This is a genomic window from Shigella sp. SIG6 (assembly GCF_053555815.1).
In genome coordinates this window covers 1-14,184 of sequence record NZ_JBQZXC010000095.1, presented here as the reverse complement: position 1 = coordinate 14,184, position 14,184 = coordinate 1, and the positions used below count along the sequence as shown (strand labels likewise).

Annotated in this window: 29 protein-coding genes; all 29 read left to right on the top strand. The window is 50.7% G+C overall.

Going from position 1 to position 14,184, the window contains the following annotated elements:
* Positions 1-293: 293 nt before the first annotated feature.
* Positions 294-605, top strand: coding sequence for a 30S ribosomal protein S10 (gene rpsJ / locus ACUU1M_RS14715; protein ID WP_001181004.1), 312 nt, complete (start codon positions 294-296; stop codon positions 603-605).
* 32 nt (positions 606-637) lie between these two features.
* A complete protein-coding gene (gene rplC / locus ACUU1M_RS14710; RefSeq protein ID WP_000579833.1) occupies positions 638-1,267 on the top strand; it encodes a 50S ribosomal protein L3 in 630 nt (209 codons plus the stop codon).
* Between the two features lie 10 nt (positions 1,268-1,277).
* A complete protein-coding gene (gene rplD / locus ACUU1M_RS14705; protein WP_000424395.1) occupies positions 1,278-1,883 on the top strand; it encodes a 50S ribosomal protein L4 in 606 nt (201 codons plus the stop codon).
* Entirely contained in the window at positions 1,880-2,182 is a 303-nt protein-coding gene (gene rplW / locus ACUU1M_RS14700) for a 50S ribosomal protein L23 (protein WP_000617544.1), read from the top strand. The genes rplD and rplW overlap by 4 nt, the downstream gene beginning before the upstream one ends.
* 17 nt (positions 2,183-2,199) lie before the next feature.
* On the top strand, positions 2,200-3,021 hold the full coding sequence (rplB, locus tag ACUU1M_RS14695) for a 50S ribosomal protein L2 (RefSeq protein ID WP_000301864.1): 822 nt from the start codon (positions 2,200-2,202) through the stop codon (positions 3,019-3,021).
* A gap of 16 nt (positions 3,022-3,037) precedes the next feature.
* A complete protein-coding gene (gene rpsS, locus ACUU1M_RS14690) occupies positions 3,038-3,316 on the top strand; it encodes a 30S ribosomal protein S19 (protein WP_001138117.1) in 279 nt (92 codons plus the stop codon).
* 14 nt (positions 3,317-3,330) lie between these two features.
* Positions 3,331-3,663, top strand: coding sequence for a 50S ribosomal protein L22 (gene rplV, locus ACUU1M_RS14685; protein ID WP_000447531.1), 333 nt, complete (start codon positions 3,331-3,333; stop codon positions 3,661-3,663).
* A gap of 17 nt (positions 3,664-3,680) precedes the next feature.
* The gene (gene rpsC, locus ACUU1M_RS14680; protein ID WP_000529945.1) at positions 3,681-4,382 is read left to right on the top strand and encodes a 30S ribosomal protein S3; all 702 of its coding nucleotides are present in this window, start codon (positions 3,681-3,683) and stop codon (positions 4,380-4,382) included.
* 12 nt (positions 4,383-4,394) lie between these two features.
* Positions 4,395-4,805 (top strand): 50S ribosomal protein L16, encoded by a 411-nt coding sequence (rplP, locus tag ACUU1M_RS14675; RefSeq protein WP_000941212.1) that lies wholly within the window; start codon positions 4,395-4,397, stop codon positions 4,803-4,805.
* A complete protein-coding gene (gene rpmC, locus ACUU1M_RS14670) occupies positions 4,805-4,996 on the top strand; it encodes a 50S ribosomal protein L29 (RefSeq protein WP_000644739.1) in 192 nt (63 codons plus the stop codon). The genes rplP and rpmC overlap by 1 nt, the downstream gene beginning before the upstream one ends.
* Positions 4,996-5,250, top strand: a complete 255-nt coding sequence (gene rpsQ, locus ACUU1M_RS14665; protein ID WP_000130100.1) for a 30S ribosomal protein S17 — start codon at positions 4,996-4,998, stop codon at positions 5,248-5,250. The genes rpmC and rpsQ overlap by 1 nt, the downstream gene beginning before the upstream one ends.
* 164 nt (positions 5,251-5,414) lie before the next feature.
* Entirely contained in the window at positions 5,415-5,786 is a 372-nt protein-coding gene (gene rplN, locus ACUU1M_RS14660; protein ID WP_000613955.1) for a 50S ribosomal protein L14, read from the top strand.
* Between the two features lie 10 nt (positions 5,787-5,796).
* Positions 5,797-6,111 carry a 50S ribosomal protein L24 gene (rplX, locus tag ACUU1M_RS14655; protein WP_000729185.1) on the top strand — a complete coding sequence of 105 codons (315 nt, stop codon included), beginning with the start codon at positions 5,797-5,799 and terminating at the stop codon, positions 6,109-6,111.
* Positions 6,112-6,125: 14 nt separating this feature from the next.
* Positions 6,126-6,665, top strand: a complete 540-nt coding sequence (gene rplE, locus ACUU1M_RS14650; RefSeq protein ID WP_001096200.1) for a 50S ribosomal protein L5 — start codon at positions 6,126-6,128, stop codon at positions 6,663-6,665.
* Positions 6,666-6,679: 14 nt separating this feature from the next.
* Complete coding sequence (gene rpsN / locus ACUU1M_RS14645; protein ID WP_001118930.1) at positions 6,680-6,985, top strand: 30S ribosomal protein S14; 306 nt, start codon at positions 6,680-6,682, stop codon at positions 6,983-6,985.
* A gap of 33 nt (positions 6,986-7,018) precedes the next feature.
* Positions 7,019-7,411, top strand: coding sequence for a 30S ribosomal protein S8 (gene rpsH / locus ACUU1M_RS14640; protein WP_000062611.1), 393 nt, complete (start codon positions 7,019-7,021; stop codon positions 7,409-7,411).
* 12 nt (positions 7,412-7,423) lie between these two features.
* Positions 7,424-7,957: a 50S ribosomal protein L6 gene (gene rplF, locus ACUU1M_RS14635; RefSeq protein WP_000091945.1), complete on the top strand. Its 534-nt coding sequence runs from the start codon at positions 7,424-7,426 to the stop codon at positions 7,955-7,957.
* Positions 7,958-7,966: 9 nt separating this feature from the next.
* On the top strand, positions 7,967-8,320 hold the full coding sequence (gene rplR, locus ACUU1M_RS14630) for a 50S ribosomal protein L18 (RefSeq protein ID WP_000358960.1): 354 nt from the start codon (positions 7,967-7,969) through the stop codon (positions 8,318-8,320).
* Between the two features lie 14 nt (positions 8,321-8,334).
* The gene (gene rpsE, locus ACUU1M_RS14625; RefSeq protein WP_000940121.1) at positions 8,335-8,838 is read left to right on the top strand and encodes a 30S ribosomal protein S5; all 504 of its coding nucleotides are present in this window, start codon (positions 8,335-8,337) and stop codon (positions 8,836-8,838) included.
* 3 nt (positions 8,839-8,841) lie between these two features.
* Positions 8,842-9,021 carry a 50S ribosomal protein L30 gene (gene rpmD / locus ACUU1M_RS14620; RefSeq protein WP_001140433.1) on the top strand — a complete coding sequence of 60 codons (180 nt, stop codon included), beginning with the start codon at positions 8,842-8,844 and terminating at the stop codon, positions 9,019-9,021.
* A gap of 3 nt (positions 9,022-9,024) precedes the next feature.
* Positions 9,025-9,459: a 50S ribosomal protein L15 gene (rplO, locus tag ACUU1M_RS14615; RefSeq protein ID WP_001238917.1), complete on the top strand. Its 435-nt coding sequence runs from the start codon at positions 9,025-9,027 to the stop codon at positions 9,457-9,459.
* Positions 9,460-9,466: 7 nt separating this feature from the next.
* Positions 9,467-10,798, top strand: coding sequence for a preprotein translocase subunit SecY (gene secY / locus ACUU1M_RS14610; protein WP_001118861.1), 1,332 nt, complete (start codon positions 9,467-9,469; stop codon positions 10,796-10,798).
* 31 nt (positions 10,799-10,829) lie between these two features.
* Positions 10,830-10,946: a 50S ribosomal protein L36 gene (gene rpmJ / locus ACUU1M_RS14605; RefSeq protein WP_000868187.1), complete on the top strand. Its 117-nt coding sequence runs from the start codon at positions 10,830-10,832 to the stop codon at positions 10,944-10,946.
* Between the two features lie 146 nt (positions 10,947-11,092).
* On the top strand, positions 11,093-11,449 hold the full coding sequence (gene rpsM, locus ACUU1M_RS14600) for a 30S ribosomal protein S13 (RefSeq protein WP_000090775.1): 357 nt from the start codon (positions 11,093-11,095) through the stop codon (positions 11,447-11,449).
* A 16-nt stretch (positions 11,450-11,465) separates the two neighbouring features.
* Positions 11,466-11,855 carry a 30S ribosomal protein S11 gene (gene rpsK, locus ACUU1M_RS14595; protein ID WP_001029684.1) on the top strand — a complete coding sequence of 130 codons (390 nt, stop codon included), beginning with the start codon at positions 11,466-11,468 and terminating at the stop codon, positions 11,853-11,855.
* A gap of 33 nt (positions 11,856-11,888) precedes the next feature.
* A complete protein-coding gene (gene rpsD / locus ACUU1M_RS14590) occupies positions 11,889-12,509 on the top strand; it encodes a 30S ribosomal protein S4 (RefSeq protein ID WP_000135228.1) in 621 nt (206 codons plus the stop codon).
* Positions 12,510-12,534: 25 nt separating this feature from the next.
* Positions 12,535-13,524 carry a DNA-directed RNA polymerase subunit alpha gene (locus ACUU1M_RS14585; protein ID WP_001162094.1) on the top strand — a complete coding sequence of 330 codons (990 nt, stop codon included), beginning with the start codon at positions 12,535-12,537 and terminating at the stop codon, positions 13,522-13,524.
* 40 nt (positions 13,525-13,564) lie between these two features.
* Positions 13,565-13,948, top strand: coding sequence for a 50S ribosomal protein L17 (gene rplQ, locus ACUU1M_RS14580; RefSeq protein WP_001216368.1), 384 nt, complete (start codon positions 13,565-13,567; stop codon positions 13,946-13,948).
* 106 nt (positions 13,949-14,054) lie between these two features.
* Positions 14,055-14,184 (top strand): DnaJ family domain-containing protein (locus tag ACUU1M_RS14575; RefSeq protein ID WP_449144683.1); only part of this gene is annotated, 130 nt, incomplete at its 3' end.

The window sequence follows — 14,184 nt, the reverse complement described above, 5'->3', positions numbered from 1 at the left end:
CCGGTGAAAAACGCTATCTTCACAACCTTACAAATTTCGTGGAATGCAGCTCGCAATCTGCGCGTTGCGATTAATTTCTACCCGATGCTTGCGTCAGGCTCAGATTTGCGTATAATGCGCGGGCTTGTCGTAGTTGACAGCAGGTTCAATCTGAACCTCAGTTAGCCGAATTTGGCTACCTAACAATGCTCCCAATCGGGGAGCTACGTAAGAACGGTTACACTCTCCCATCAATCGTAATGGGTCTGAGGAGTAATCATTTTCGTTCATAAAATAATTGGAGCTCTGGTCTCATGCAGAACCAAAGAATCCGTATCCGCCTGAAAGCGTTTGATCATCGTCTGATCGATCAAGCAACCGCGGAAATCGTCGAGACTGCCAAGCGCACTGGTGCGCAGGTCCGTGGTCCGATCCCGCTGCCGACACGCAAAGAGCGCTTCACTGTTCTGATCTCCCCGCACGTCAACAAAGACGCGCGCGATCAGTACGAAATCCGTACTCACTTGCGTCTGGTTGACATCGTTGAGCCAACCGAGAAAACCGTTGATGCTCTGATGCGTCTGGATCTGGCTGCCGGTGTAGACGTGCAGATCAGCCTGGGTTAATCAGGTCATTGAGCGATTGAGAGGTTGAAACAATGATTGGTTTAGTCGGTAAAAAAGTGGGTATGACCCGTATCTTCACAGAAGACGGCGTTTCTATCCCAGTAACCGTAATCGAAGTTGAAGCAAACCGCGTTACTCAGGTTAAAGACCTGGCTAACGATGGCTACCGTGCTATTCAGGTGACCACCGGTGCTAAAAAAGCTAACCGTGTGACCAAGCCTGAAGCTGGCCACTTCGCTAAAGCTGGCGTAGAAGCTGGCCGTGGTCTGTGGGAATTCCGCCTGGCTGAAGGCGAAGAGTTCACTGTAGGTCAGAGCATTAGCGTTGAACTGTTTGCTGACGTTAAAAAAGTTGACGTAACTGGCACCTCTAAAGGTAAAGGTTTCGCAGGTACCGTTAAGCGCTGGAACTTCCGTACCCAGGACGCTACTCACGGTAACTCCTTGTCTCACCGCGTTCCGGGTTCTATCGGTCAGAACCAGACTCCGGGCAAAGTGTTCAAAGGCAAGAAAATGGCAGGTCAGATGGGTAACGAACGTGTAACCGTTCAGAGCCTTGACGTAGTACGCGTTGACGCTGAGCGCAACCTGCTGCTGGTTAAAGGTGCTGTCCCGGGTGCAACCGGTAGCGACCTGATCGTTAAACCAGCTGTGAAGGCGTAAGGAGATAGCAATGGAATTAGTATTGAAAGACGCGCAGAGCGCGCTGACTGTTTCCGAAACTACCTTCGGTCGTGATTTCAACGAAGCGCTGGTTCACCAGGTTGTTGTTGCTTATGCAGCTGGTGCTCGTCAGGGTACTCGTGCTCAGAAGACTCGTGCTGAAGTAACTGGTTCCGGTAAAAAACCGTGGCGCCAGAAAGGCACCGGCCGTGCGCGTTCTGGTTCTATCAAGAGCCCGATCTGGCGTTCTGGTGGCGTGACCTTTGCTGCTCGTCCGCAGGACCACAGTCAAAAAGTTAACAAGAAGATGTACCGCGGCGCGCTGAAAAGCATCCTGTCCGAACTGGTACGTCAGGATCGTCTGATCGTTGTCGAGAAGTTCTCTGTAGAAGCGCCGAAAACTAAGCTGCTGGCACAGAAACTGAAAGACATGGCTCTGGAAGATGTGCTGATCATCACCGGTGAGCTGGACGAAAACCTGTTCCTGGCTGCGCGCAACCTGCACAAGGTTGACGTACGCGATGCAACTGGTATCGACCCGGTTAGCCTGATCGCCTTCGACAAAGTCGTAATGACTGCTGATGCTGTTAAGCAAGTTGAGGAGATGCTGGCATGATTCGTGAAGAACGTCTGCTGAAGGTGCTGCGTGCACCGCACGTTTCTGAAAAAGCGTCTACTGCGATGGAAAAATCCAACACCATCGTACTCAAAGTTGCTAAAGACGCGACCAAAGCAGAAATCAAAGCTGCTGTGCAGAAACTGTTTGAAGTCGAAGTCGAAGTCGTTAACACCCTGGTAGTTAAAGGGAAAGTTAAACGTCACGGACAGCGTATCGGTCGTCGTAGCGACTGGAAAAAAGCTTACGTCACCCTGAAAGAAGGCCAGAATCTGGACTTCGTTGGCGGCGCTGAGTAAGTCGGAGGAGTAATACAATGGCAGTTGTTAAATGTAAACCGACATCTCCGGGTCGTCGCCACGTAGTTAAAGTGGTTAACCCTGAGCTGCACAAGGGCAAACCTTTTGCTCCGTTGCTGGAAAAAAACAGCAAATCCGGTGGTCGTAACAACAATGGCCGTATCACCACTCGTCATATCGGTGGTGGCCACAAGCAGGCTTACCGTATTGTTGACTTCAAACGCAACAAAGACGGTATCCCGGCAGTTGTTGAACGTCTTGAGTACGATCCGAACCGTTCCGCGAACATCGCGCTGGTTCTGTACAAAGACGGTGAACGCCGTTACATCCTGGCCCCTAAAGGCCTGAAAGCTGGCGACCAGATTCAGTCTGGCGTTGATGCTGCAATCAAACCAGGTAACACCCTGCCGATGCGCAACATCCCGGTTGGTTCTACTGTTCATAACGTAGAAATGAAACCAGGTAAAGGCGGTCAGCTGGCACGTTCCGCTGGTACTTACGTTCAGATCGTTGCTCGTGATGGTGCTTATGTCACCCTGCGTCTGCGTTCTGGTGAAATGCGTAAAGTAGAAGCAGACTGCCGTGCAACTCTGGGCGAAGTTGGCAATGCTGAGCATATGCTGCGCGTTCTGGGTAAAGCAGGTGCCGCACGCTGGCGTGGTGTTCGTCCGACCGTTCGCGGTACCGCGATGAACCCGGTAGACCACCCACATGGTGGTGGTGAAGGTCGTAACTTTGGTAAGCACCCGGTAACTCCGTGGGGCGTTCAGACCAAAGGTAAGAAGACCCGCAGCAACAAGCGTACTGATAAATTCATCGTACGTCGCCGTAGCAAATAATTTTAGAGGATAAGCCATGCCACGTTCTCTCAAGAAAGGTCCTTTTATTGACCTGCACTTGCTGAAGAAGGTAGAGAAAGCGGTGGAAAGCGGAGACAAGAAGCCCCTGCGCACTTGGTCCCGTCGTTCAACGATCTTTCCTAACATGATCGGTTTGACCATCGCTGTCCATAATGGTCGTCAGCACGTTCCGGTATTTGTAACCGACGAAATGGTCGGTCACAAACTGGGTGAATTCGCACCGACTCGTACTTATCGCGGCCACGCTGCTGATAAAAAAGCGAAGAAGAAATAAGGTAGGAGGAAGAGATGGAAACTATTGCTAAACATCGCCATGCTCGTTCTTCTGCTCAGAAGGTTCGCCTTGTTGCTGACCTGATTCGCGGTAAGAAAGTGTCGCAGGCTCTGGATATTTTGACCTACACCAACAAGAAAGCGGCTGTACAGGTCAAGAAAGTTCTGGAATCTGCCATTGCTAACGCTGAACACAACGATGGCGCTGATATTGACGATCTGAAAGTTACGAAAATTTTCGTAGACGAAGGCCCGAGCATGAAGCGCATTATGCCGCGTGCAAAAGGTCGTGCAGATCGCATCCTGAAGCGCACCAGCCACATCACTGTGGTTGTGTCCGATCGCTGAGACTCTGGAGACTAGCAATGGGTCAGAAAGTACATCCTAATGGTATTCGCCTGGGTATTGTAAAACCATGGAACTCTACCTGGTTTGCGAACACCAAAGAATTCGCTGACAACCTGGACAGCGATTTTAAAGTACGTCAGTACCTGACTAAGGAACTGGCTAAAGCGTCCGTATCTCGTATCGTTATCGAGCGTCCGGCTAAGAGCATCCGTGTAACCATTCACACTGCTCGCCCGGGTATCGTTATCGGTAAAAAAGGTGAAGACGTAGAAAAACTGCGTAAGGTCGTAGCGGACATCGCTGGCGTTCCTGCACAGATCAACATCGCCGAAGTTCGTAAGCCTGAACTGGACGCAAAACTGGTTGCTGACAGCATCACTTCTCAGCTGGAACGTCGCGTTATGTTCCGTCGTGCTATGAAGCGTGCTGTACAGAACGCAATGCGTCTGGGCGCTAAAGGTATTAAAGTTGAAGTTAGCGGCCGTCTGGGCGGCGCGGAAATCGCACGTACCGAATGGTACCGCGAAGGTCGCGTACCGCTGCACACTCTGCGTGCTGACATCGACTACAACACCTCTGAAGCGCACACCACTTACGGTGTAATCGGCGTTAAAGTGTGGATCTTCAAAGGCGAGATCCTGGGTGGTATGGCTGCTGTTGAACAACCGGAAAAACCGGCTGCTCAGCCTAAAAAGCAGCAGCGTAAAGGCCGTAAATAAGGAGCGTCGCTGATGTTACAACCAAAGCGTACAAAATTCCGTAAAATGCACAAAGGCCGTAACCGCGGTCTGGCGCAGGGTACGGATGTTAGCTTCGGCAGCTTCGGTCTGAAAGCTGTTGGCCGTGGTCGTCTGACTGCCCGTCAGATCGAAGCAGCACGTCGTGCTATGACCCGTGCAGTTAAGCGTCAAGGTAAGATCTGGATCCGTGTGTTCCCGGACAAACCGATCACTGAAAAGCCGCTGGCAGTGCGTATGGGTAAAGGTAAAGGTAACGTGGAGTATTGGGTTGCCTTGATTCAGCCGGGTAAAGTCCTGTATGAAATGGACGGTGTTCCGGAAGAGCTGGCCCGTGAAGCATTCAAGCTGGCAGCAGCGAAACTGCCGATTAAAACCACCTTTGTAACTAAGACGGTGATGTAATGAAAGCAAAAGAGCTGCGTGAGAAGAGCATTGAAGAGCTGAACACCGAGCTGCTGAACCTGCTGCGTGAGCAGTTCAACCTGCGTATGCAGGCTGCAAGTGGCCAGCTGCAACAGTCTCACCTGTTGAAGCAAGTGCGTCGCGATGTCGCACGCGTTAAGACTTTACTGAACGAGAAGGCGGGTGCGTAATGACCGATAAAATCCGTACTCTGCAAGGTCGCGTTGTTAGCGACAAAATGGAGAAATCCATTGTTGTTGCTATCGAACGTTTTGTGAAACACCCGATCTACGGTAAATTCATCAAGCGTACGACCAAACTGCACGTACATGACGAGAACAACGAATGCGGTATCGGTGACGTGGTTGAAATCCGCGAATGCCGTCCGCTGTCCAAGACTAAATCCTGGACGCTGGTTCGCGTTGTAGAGAAAGCGGTTCTGTAATACAGTACACTCTCTCGATACGAATAAACGGCTCAGAAATGAGCCGTTTATTTTTTCTACCCATATCCTTGAAGCGGTGTTATAATGCCGCGCCCTCGATATGGGGATTTTTAACGACCTGATTTTCGGGTCTCAGTAGTAGTTGACATTAGCGGAGCACTAAAATGATCCAAGAACAGACTATGCTGAACGTCGCCGACAACTCCGGTGCACGTCGCGTAATGTGTATCAAGGTTCTGGGTGGCTCGCACCGTCGCTACGCAGGCGTAGGCGACATCATCAAGATCACCATCAAAGAAGCAATTCCGCGTGGTAAGGTCAAAAAAGGTGATGTGCTGAAGGCGGTAGTGGTGCGCACCAAGAAGGGTGTTCGTCGCCCGGACGGTTCTGTCATTCGCTTCGATGGTAATGCTTGTGTTCTTCTGAACAACAACAGCGAGCAGCCTATCGGTACGCGTATTTTTGGGCCGGTAACTCGTGAGCTTCGTAGTGAGAAGTTCATGAAAATTATCTCTCTGGCACCAGAAGTACTCTAAGGAGCGAATCATGGCAGCGAAAATCCGTCGTGATGACGAAGTTATCGTGTTAACCGGTAAAGATAAAGGTAAACGCGGTAAAGTTAAGAATGTCCTGTCTTCCGGCAAGGTCATTGTTGAAGGTATCAACCTGGTTAAGAAACATCAGAAGCCGGTTCCGGCCCTGAACCAACCGGGTGGCATCGTTGAAAAAGAAGCCGCTATTCAGGTTTCCAACGTAGCAATCTTCAATGCGGCAACCGGCAAGGCTGACCGTGTAGGCTTTAGATTCGAAGACGGCAAAAAAGTCCGTTTCTTCAAGTCTAACAGCGAAACTATCAAGTAATTTGGAGTAGTACGATGGCGAAACTGCATGATTACTACAAAGACGAAGTAGTTAAAAAACTCATGACTGAGTTTAACTACAATTCTGTCATGCAAGTCCCTCGGGTCGAGAAGATCACCCTGAACATGGGTGTTGGTGAAGCGATCGCTGACAAAAAACTGCTGGATAACGCAGCAGCAGACCTGGCAGCAATCTCCGGTCAAAAACCGCTGATCACCAAAGCACGCAAATCTGTTGCAGGCTTCAAAATCCGTCAGGGCTATCCGATCGGCTGTAAAGTAACTCTGCGTGGCGAACGCATGTGGGAGTTCTTTGAGCGCCTGATCACTATTGCTGTACCTCGTATCCGTGACTTCCGTGGCCTGTCCGCTAAGTCTTTCGACGGTCGTGGTAACTACAGCATGGGTGTCCGTGAGCAGATCATCTTCCCAGAAATCGACTACGATAAAGTCGACCGCGTTCGTGGTTTGGATATTACCATTACCACTACTGCGAAATCTGACGAAGAAGGCCGCGCTCTGCTGGCTGCCTTTGACTTCCCGTTCCGCAAGTAAGGTAGGGTTACTAAATGGCTAAGCAATCAATGAAAGCACGCGAAGTAAAACGCGTAGCTTTAGCTGATAAATACTTCGCGAAACGCGCTGAACTGAAAGCGATCATCTCTGATGTGAACGCTTCCGACGAAGATCGTTGGAACGCTGTTCTCAAGCTGCAGACTCTGCCGCGTGATTCCAGCCCGTCTCGTCAGCGTAACCGCTGCCGTCAAACAGGTCGTCCGCATGGTTTCCTGCGGAAGTTCGGGTTGAGCCGTATTAAGGTCCGTGAAGCCGCTATGCGCGGTGAAATCCCGGGTCTGAAAAAGGCTAGCTGGTAATTGTCACCAATTGAATCACGGGAGTAAAGACAGATGAGCATGCAAGATCCGATCGCGGATATGCTGACCCGTATCCGTAACGGTCAGGCCGCGAACAAAGCTGCGGTCACCATGCCTTCCTCCAAGCTGAAAGTGGCAATCGCCAACGTGCTGAAGGAAGAAGGTTTTATTGAAGATTTTAAAGTTGAAGGCGACACCAAGCCTGAACTGGAACTTACTCTGAAGTATTTCCAGGGCAAAGCTGTTGTAGAAAGCATTCAGCGTGTCAGCCGCCCAGGTCTGCGCATCTATAAACGTAAAGATGAGCTGCCGAAAGTTATGGCGGGTCTGGGTATCGCAGTTGTTTCTACCTCTAAAGGTGTTATGACTGATCGTGCAGCGCGCCAGGCTGGTCTTGGTGGCGAAATTATCTGCTACGTAGCCTAATCGGAGGAAAAAATGTCTCGTGTTGCTAAAGCACCGGTCGTTGTTCCTGCCGGCGTTGACGTAAAAATCAACGGTCAGGTTATTACGATCAAAGGTAAAAACGGCGAGCTGACTCGTACTCTCAACGATGCTGTTGAAGTTAAACATGCAGATAATACCCTGACCTTCGGTCCGCGTGATGGTTACGCAGACGGTTGGGCACAGGCTGGTACCGCGCGTGCCCTGCTGAACTCAATGGTTATCGGTGTTACCGAAGGCTTCACTAAGAAGCTGCAGCTGGTTGGTGTAGGTTACCGTGCAGCGGTTAAAGGCAATGTGATTAACCTGTCTCTGGGTTTCTCTCATCCTGTTGACCATCAGCTGCCTGCGGGTATCACTGCTGAATGTCCGACTCAGACTGAAATCGTGCTGAAAGGCGCTGATAAGCAGGTGATCGGCCAGGTTGCAGCGGATCTGCGCGCCTACCGTCGTCCTGAGCCTTACAAAGGCAAGGGTGTTCGTTACGCCGACGAAGTCGTGCGTACCAAAGAGGCTAAGAAGAAGTAAGGTAACACTATGGATAAGAAATCTGCTCGTATCCGTCGTGCGACCCGCGCACGCCGCAAGCTCCAGGAGCTGGGCGCAACTCGCCTGGTGGTACATCGTACCCCGCGTCACATTTACGCACAGGTAATTGCACCGAACGGTTCTGAAGTTCTGGTAGCTGCTTCTACTGTAGAAAAAGCTATCGCTGAACAACTGAAGTACACCGGTAACAAAGACGCGGCTGCAGCTGTGGGTAAAGCTGTCGCTGAACGCGCTCTGGAAAAAGGCATCAAAGATGTATCCTTTGACCGTTCCGGGTTCCAATATCATGGTCGTGTCCAGGCACTGGCAGATGCTGCCCGTGAAGCTGGCCTTCAGTTCTAAGGTAGAGGTGTAAGATGGCTCACATCGAAAAACAAGCTGGCGAACTGCAGGAAAAGCTGATCGCGGTAAACCGCGTATCTAAAACCGTTAAAGGTGGTCGTATTTTCTCCTTCACAGCTCTGACTGTAGTTGGCGATGGTAACGGTCGCGTTGGTTTTGGTTACGGTAAAGCGCGTGAAGTTCCAGCAGCGATCCAGAAAGCGATGGAAAAAGCCCGTCGCAATATGATTAACGTCGCGCTGAATAACGGCACTCTACAACACCCTGTTAAAGGTGTTCACACGGGTTCTCGCGTATTCATGCAGCCGGCTTCCGAAGGTACCGGTATCATCGCCGGTGGTGCAATGCGCGCCGTTCTGGAAGTCGCTGGGGTTCATAACGTTCTGGCTAAAGCATATGGTTCCACCAACCCGATCAACGTGGTTCGTGCAACTATTGATGGCTTGGAAAATATGAATTCTCCAGAAATGGTCGCTGCCAAGCGTGGTAAATCCGTTGAAGAAATTCTGGGGAAATAAACCATGGCAAAGACTATTAAAATTACTCAAACCCGCAGTGCAATCGGTCGTCTGCCGAAACACAAGGCAACGCTGCTTGGCCTGGGTCTGCGTCGTATTGGTCACACCGTAGAGCGCGAGGATACTCCTGCTATTCGCGGTATGATCAACGCGGTTTCCTTCATGGTTAAAGTTGAGGAGTAAGAGATGCGTTTAAATACTCTGTCTCCGGCCGAAGGCTCCAAAAAGGCGGGTAAACGCCTGGGTCGTGGTATCGGTTCTGGCCTCGGTAAAACCGGTGGTCGTGGTCACAAAGGTCAGAAGTCTCGTTCTGGCGGTGGCGTACGTCGCGGTTTCGAGGGTGGTCAGATGCCTCTGTACCGTCGTCTGCCGAAATTCGGCTTCACTTCTCGTAAAGCAGCGATTACAGCCGAAGTTCGTCTATCTGACCTGGCTAAAGTAGAAGGCGGTGTTGTAGACCTGAACACGCTGAAAGCGGCTAACATTATCGGTATCCAGATCGAGTTCGCGAAAGTGATCCTGGCTGGCGAAGTAACGACTCCGGTAACTGTTCGTGGCCTGCGTGTTACTAAAGGCGCTCGTGCTGCTATCGAAGCTGCTGGCGGTAAAATCGAGGAATAAGTAGCAGATGGCTAAACAACCGGGATTAGATTTTCAAAGTGCCAAAGGTGGCTTAGGCGAGCTGAAACGCAGACTGCTGTTTGTTATCGGTGCGCTGATTGTGTTCCGTATTGGCTCTTTTATTCCGATCCCTGGTATTGATGCCGCTGTACTTGCCAAACTGCTTGAGCAACAGCGAGGCACCATCATTGAGATGTTTAACATGTTCTCTGGTGGTGCTCTCAGCCGTGCTTCTATCTTTGCTCTGGGGATCATGCCGTATATTTCGGCGTCGATCATTATCCAGCTGCTGACGGTGGTTCACCCAACGTTGGCAGAAATTAAGAAAGAAGGGGAGTCTGGTCGTCGTAAGATCAGCCAGTACACCCGTTACGGTACTCTGGTGCTGGCAATATTCCAGTCGATCGGTATTGCTACCGGTCTGCCGAATATGCCTGGTATGCAAGGCCTGGTGATTAACCCGGGCTTTGCATTCTACTTCACCGCTGTTGTAAGTCTGGTCACAGGAACGATGTTCCTGATGTGGTTGGGCGAACAGATCACTGAACGAGGTATCGGCAACGGTATTTCAATCATTATCTTCGCCGGTATTGTCGCGGGACTCCCGCCAGCCATTGCCCATACTATCGAGCAAGCGCGTCAAGGCGACCTGCACTTCCTCGTGTTGCTGTTGGTTGCAGTATTAGTATTTGCAGTGACGTTCTTTGTTGTGTTTGTTGAGCGTGGTCAACGCCGCATTGTGGTAAACTACGCGAAACGTCAGCAAGGTCGTCGTGTCTATGCTGCACAGAGCACACATTTACCGCTGAAAGTGAATATGGCGGGGGTAATCCCGGCAATCTTCGCTTCCAGTATTATTCTGTTCCCGGCGACCATCGCGTCATGGTTCGGGGGCGGTACTGGTTGGAACTGGCTGACAACAATTTCGCTGTATTTGCAGCCTGGGCAACCGCTTTATGTGTTACTCTATGCGTCTGCAATCATCTTCTTCTGTTTCTTCTACACGGCGTTGGTTTTCAACCCGCGTGAAACAGCAGATAACCTGAAGAAGTCCGGTGCATTTGTACCAGGAATTCGTCCGGGAGAGCAAACGGCGAAGTATATCGATAAAGTAATGACCCGCCTGACCTTGGTTGGTGCGCTGTATATTACCTTTATCTGCCTGATCCCGGAGTTCATGCGTGATGCAATGAAAGTACCGTTCTACTTCGGTGGGACTTCACTGCTTATCGTTGTTGTCGTGATTATGGACTTTATGGCTCAAGTGCAAACTCTGATGATGTCCAGTCAGTATGAGTCTGCATTGAAGAAGGCGAACCTGAAAGGCTACGGCCGATAATTGGTCGCCCGAGAAGTTACGGAGAGTAAAAATGAAAGTTCGTGCTTCCGTCAAGAAATTATGCCGTAACTGCAAAATCGTTAAGCGTGATGGTGTCATCCGTGTGATTTGCAGTGCCGAGCCGAAGCATAAACAGCGCCAAGGCTGATTTTTTCGCATATTTTTCTTGCAAAGTTGGGTTGAGCTGGCTAGATTAGCCAGCCAATCTTTTGTATGTCTGTGCGTTTCCATTTGAGTATCCTGAAAACGGGCTTTTCAGCATGGAACGTACATATTAAATAGTAGGAGTGCATAGTGGCCCGTATAGCAGGCATTAACATTCCTGATCATAAGCATGCCGTAATCGCATTAACTTCGATTTATGGCGTCGGCAAGACCCGTTCTAAAGCCATCCTGGCTGCAGCGGGTATCGCTGAAGATGTTAAGATCAGTGAGCTGTCTGAAGGACAAATCGACACGCTGCGTGACGAAGTTGCCAAATTTGTCGTTGAAGGTGATCTGCGCCGTGAAATCAGCATGAGCATCAAGCGCCTGATGGATCTTGGTTGCTATCGCGGTTTGCGTCATCGTCGTGGTCTCCCGGTTCGCGGTCAGCGTACCAAGACTAACGCACGTACCCGTAAGGGTCCGCGCAAACCGATCAAGAAATAATCGGGGTGATTGAATAATGGCAAAGGCACCAATTCGTGCACGTAAACGTGTAAGAAAACAAGTCTCTGACGGCGTGGCTCATATCCATGCTTCTTTCAACAACACCATCGTGACTATCACTGATCGTCAGGGTAACGCGTTGGGTTGGGCAACAGCCGGTGGTTCCGGTTTCCGTGGTTCTCGCAAATCCACTCCGTTTGCAGCTCAGGTTGCAGCAGAGCGTTGCGCTGACGCCGTGAAAGAATACGGCATCAAGAATCTGGAAGTTATGGTTAAAGGTCCGGGTCCAGGCCGCGAATCTACTATTCGTGCTCTGAACGCCGCAGGTTTCCGCATCACTAACATTACTGATGTGACTCCGATCCCTCATAACGGTTGTCGTCCGCCGAAAAAACGTCGCGTATAACGCCTCGTTTTCCAGGTTTGTTGGAGAAAGAAAATGGCAAGATATTTGGGTCCTAAGCTCAAGCTGAGCCGTCGTGAGGGCACCGACTTATTCCTTAAGTCTGGCGTTCGCGCGATCGATACCAAGTGTAAAATTGAACAAGCTCCTGGCCAGCACGGTGCGCGTAAACCGCGTCTGTCTGACTATGGTGTGCAGTTGCGTGAAAAGCAAAAAGTTCGCCGTATCTATGGTGTGCTGGAGCGTCAGTTCCGTAACTACTACAAAGAAGCAGCACGTCTGAAAGGCAACACCGGTGAAAACCTGTTGGTTCTGCTGGAAGGTCGTCTGGACAACGTTGTATACCGTATGGGCTTCGGTGCCACTCGTGCAGAAGCACGTCAGCTGGTTAGCCATAAAGCAATTATGGTAAACGGTCGTGTTGTTAACATCGCTTCTTATCAGGTTAGTCCGAATGACGTTGTAAGCATTCGTGAGAAAGCGAAGAAGCAGTCTCGCGTGAAAGCCGCTCTGGAGCTGGCTGAGCAGCGTGAAAAGCCAACCTGGCTGGAAGTTGATGCTGGCAAGATGGAAGGTACGTTTAAGCGTAAGCCGGAGCGTTCTGATCTGTCTGCGGACATTAACGAACACCTGATCGTCGAGCTTTACTCCAAGTAAAGCTTAGTACCAAAGAGAGGACACAATGCAGGGTTCTGTGACAGAGTTTCTAAAACCGCGCCTGGTTGATATCGAGCAAGTGAGTTCGACGCACGCCAAGGTGACCCTTGAGCCTTTAGAGCGTGGCTTTGGCCATACTCTGGGTAACGCACTGCGCCGTATTCTGCTCTCATCGATGCCGGGTTGCGCGGTGACCGAGGTTGAGATTGATGGTGTACTACATGAGTACAGCACCAAAGAAGGCGTTCAGGAAGATATCCTGGAAATCCTGCTCAACCTGAAAGGGCTGGCGGTGAGAGTTCAGGGCAAAGATGAAGTTATTCTTACCTTGAATAAATCTGGCATTGGCCCTGTGACTGCAGCCGATATCACCCACGACGGTGATGTCGAAATCGTCAAGCCGCAGCACGTGATCTGCCACCTGACCGATGAGAACGCGTCTATTAGCATGCGTATCAAAGTTCAGCGCGGTCGTGGTTATGTGCCGGCTTCTACCCGAATTCATTCGGAAGAAGATGAGCGCCCAATCGGCCGTCTACTGGTCGACGCATGCTACAGCCCTGTGGAGCGTATTGCCTACAATGTTGAAGCAGCGCGTGTAGAACAGCGTACCGACCTGGACAAGCTGGTCATCGAAATGGAAACCAACGGCACAATCGATCCTGAAGAGGCGATTCGTCGTGCGGCAACCATTCTGGCTGAACAACTGGAAGCTTTCGTTGACTTACGTGATGTACGTCAGCCTGAAGTGAAAGAAGAGAAACCAGAGTTCGATCCGATCCTGCTGCGCCCTGTTGACGATCTGGAATTGACTGTCCGCTCTGCTAACTGCCTTAAAGCAGAAGCTATCCACTATATCGGTGATCTGGTACAGCGTACCGAGGTTGAGCTCCTTAAAACGCCTAACCTTGGTAAAAAATCTCTTACTGAGATTAAAGACGTGCTGGCTTCCCGTGGACTGTCTCTGGGCATGCGCCTGGAAAACTGGCCACCGGCAAGCATCGCTGACGAGTAACCGGATCACAGGTTAAGGTTTTACTGAGAAGGATAAGGTCATGCGCCATCGTAAGAGTGGTCGTCAACTGAACCGCAACAGCAGCCATCGCCAGGCTATGTTCCGCAATATGGCAGGTTCACTGGTTCGTCATGAAATCATCAAGACGACTCTGCCTAAAGCGAAAGAGCTGCGCCGCGTAGTTGAGCCGCTGATTACTCTTGCCAAGACTGATAGCGTTGCTAATCGTCGTCTGGCATTCGCCCGTACTCGTGATAACGAGATCGTGGCAAAACTGTTTAACGAACTGGGCCCGCGTTTCGCGAGCCGTGCCGGTGGTTACACTCGTATTCTGAAGTGTGGCTTCCGTGCAGGCGACAACGCGCCGATGGCTTACATCGAGCTGGTTGATCGTTCAGAGAAAGCAGAAGCTGCTGCAGAGTAATCTGAAGCAACGTAAAAAAACCCGCCCCGGCGGGTTTTTTTATACCCGTAGTATCCCCACTTATCTACAATAGCTGTACTCTTTTTGTTCATCCCCTGGAGTATTTATGTGGTTACTTGACCAGTGGGCAGAGCGCCATATAGCAGAAGCGCAAGCGAAAGGTGAGTTTGATAACCTGGCAGGTAGCGGCGAACCATTGATACTGGATGATGATTCTCACGTGCCACCGGAATTAC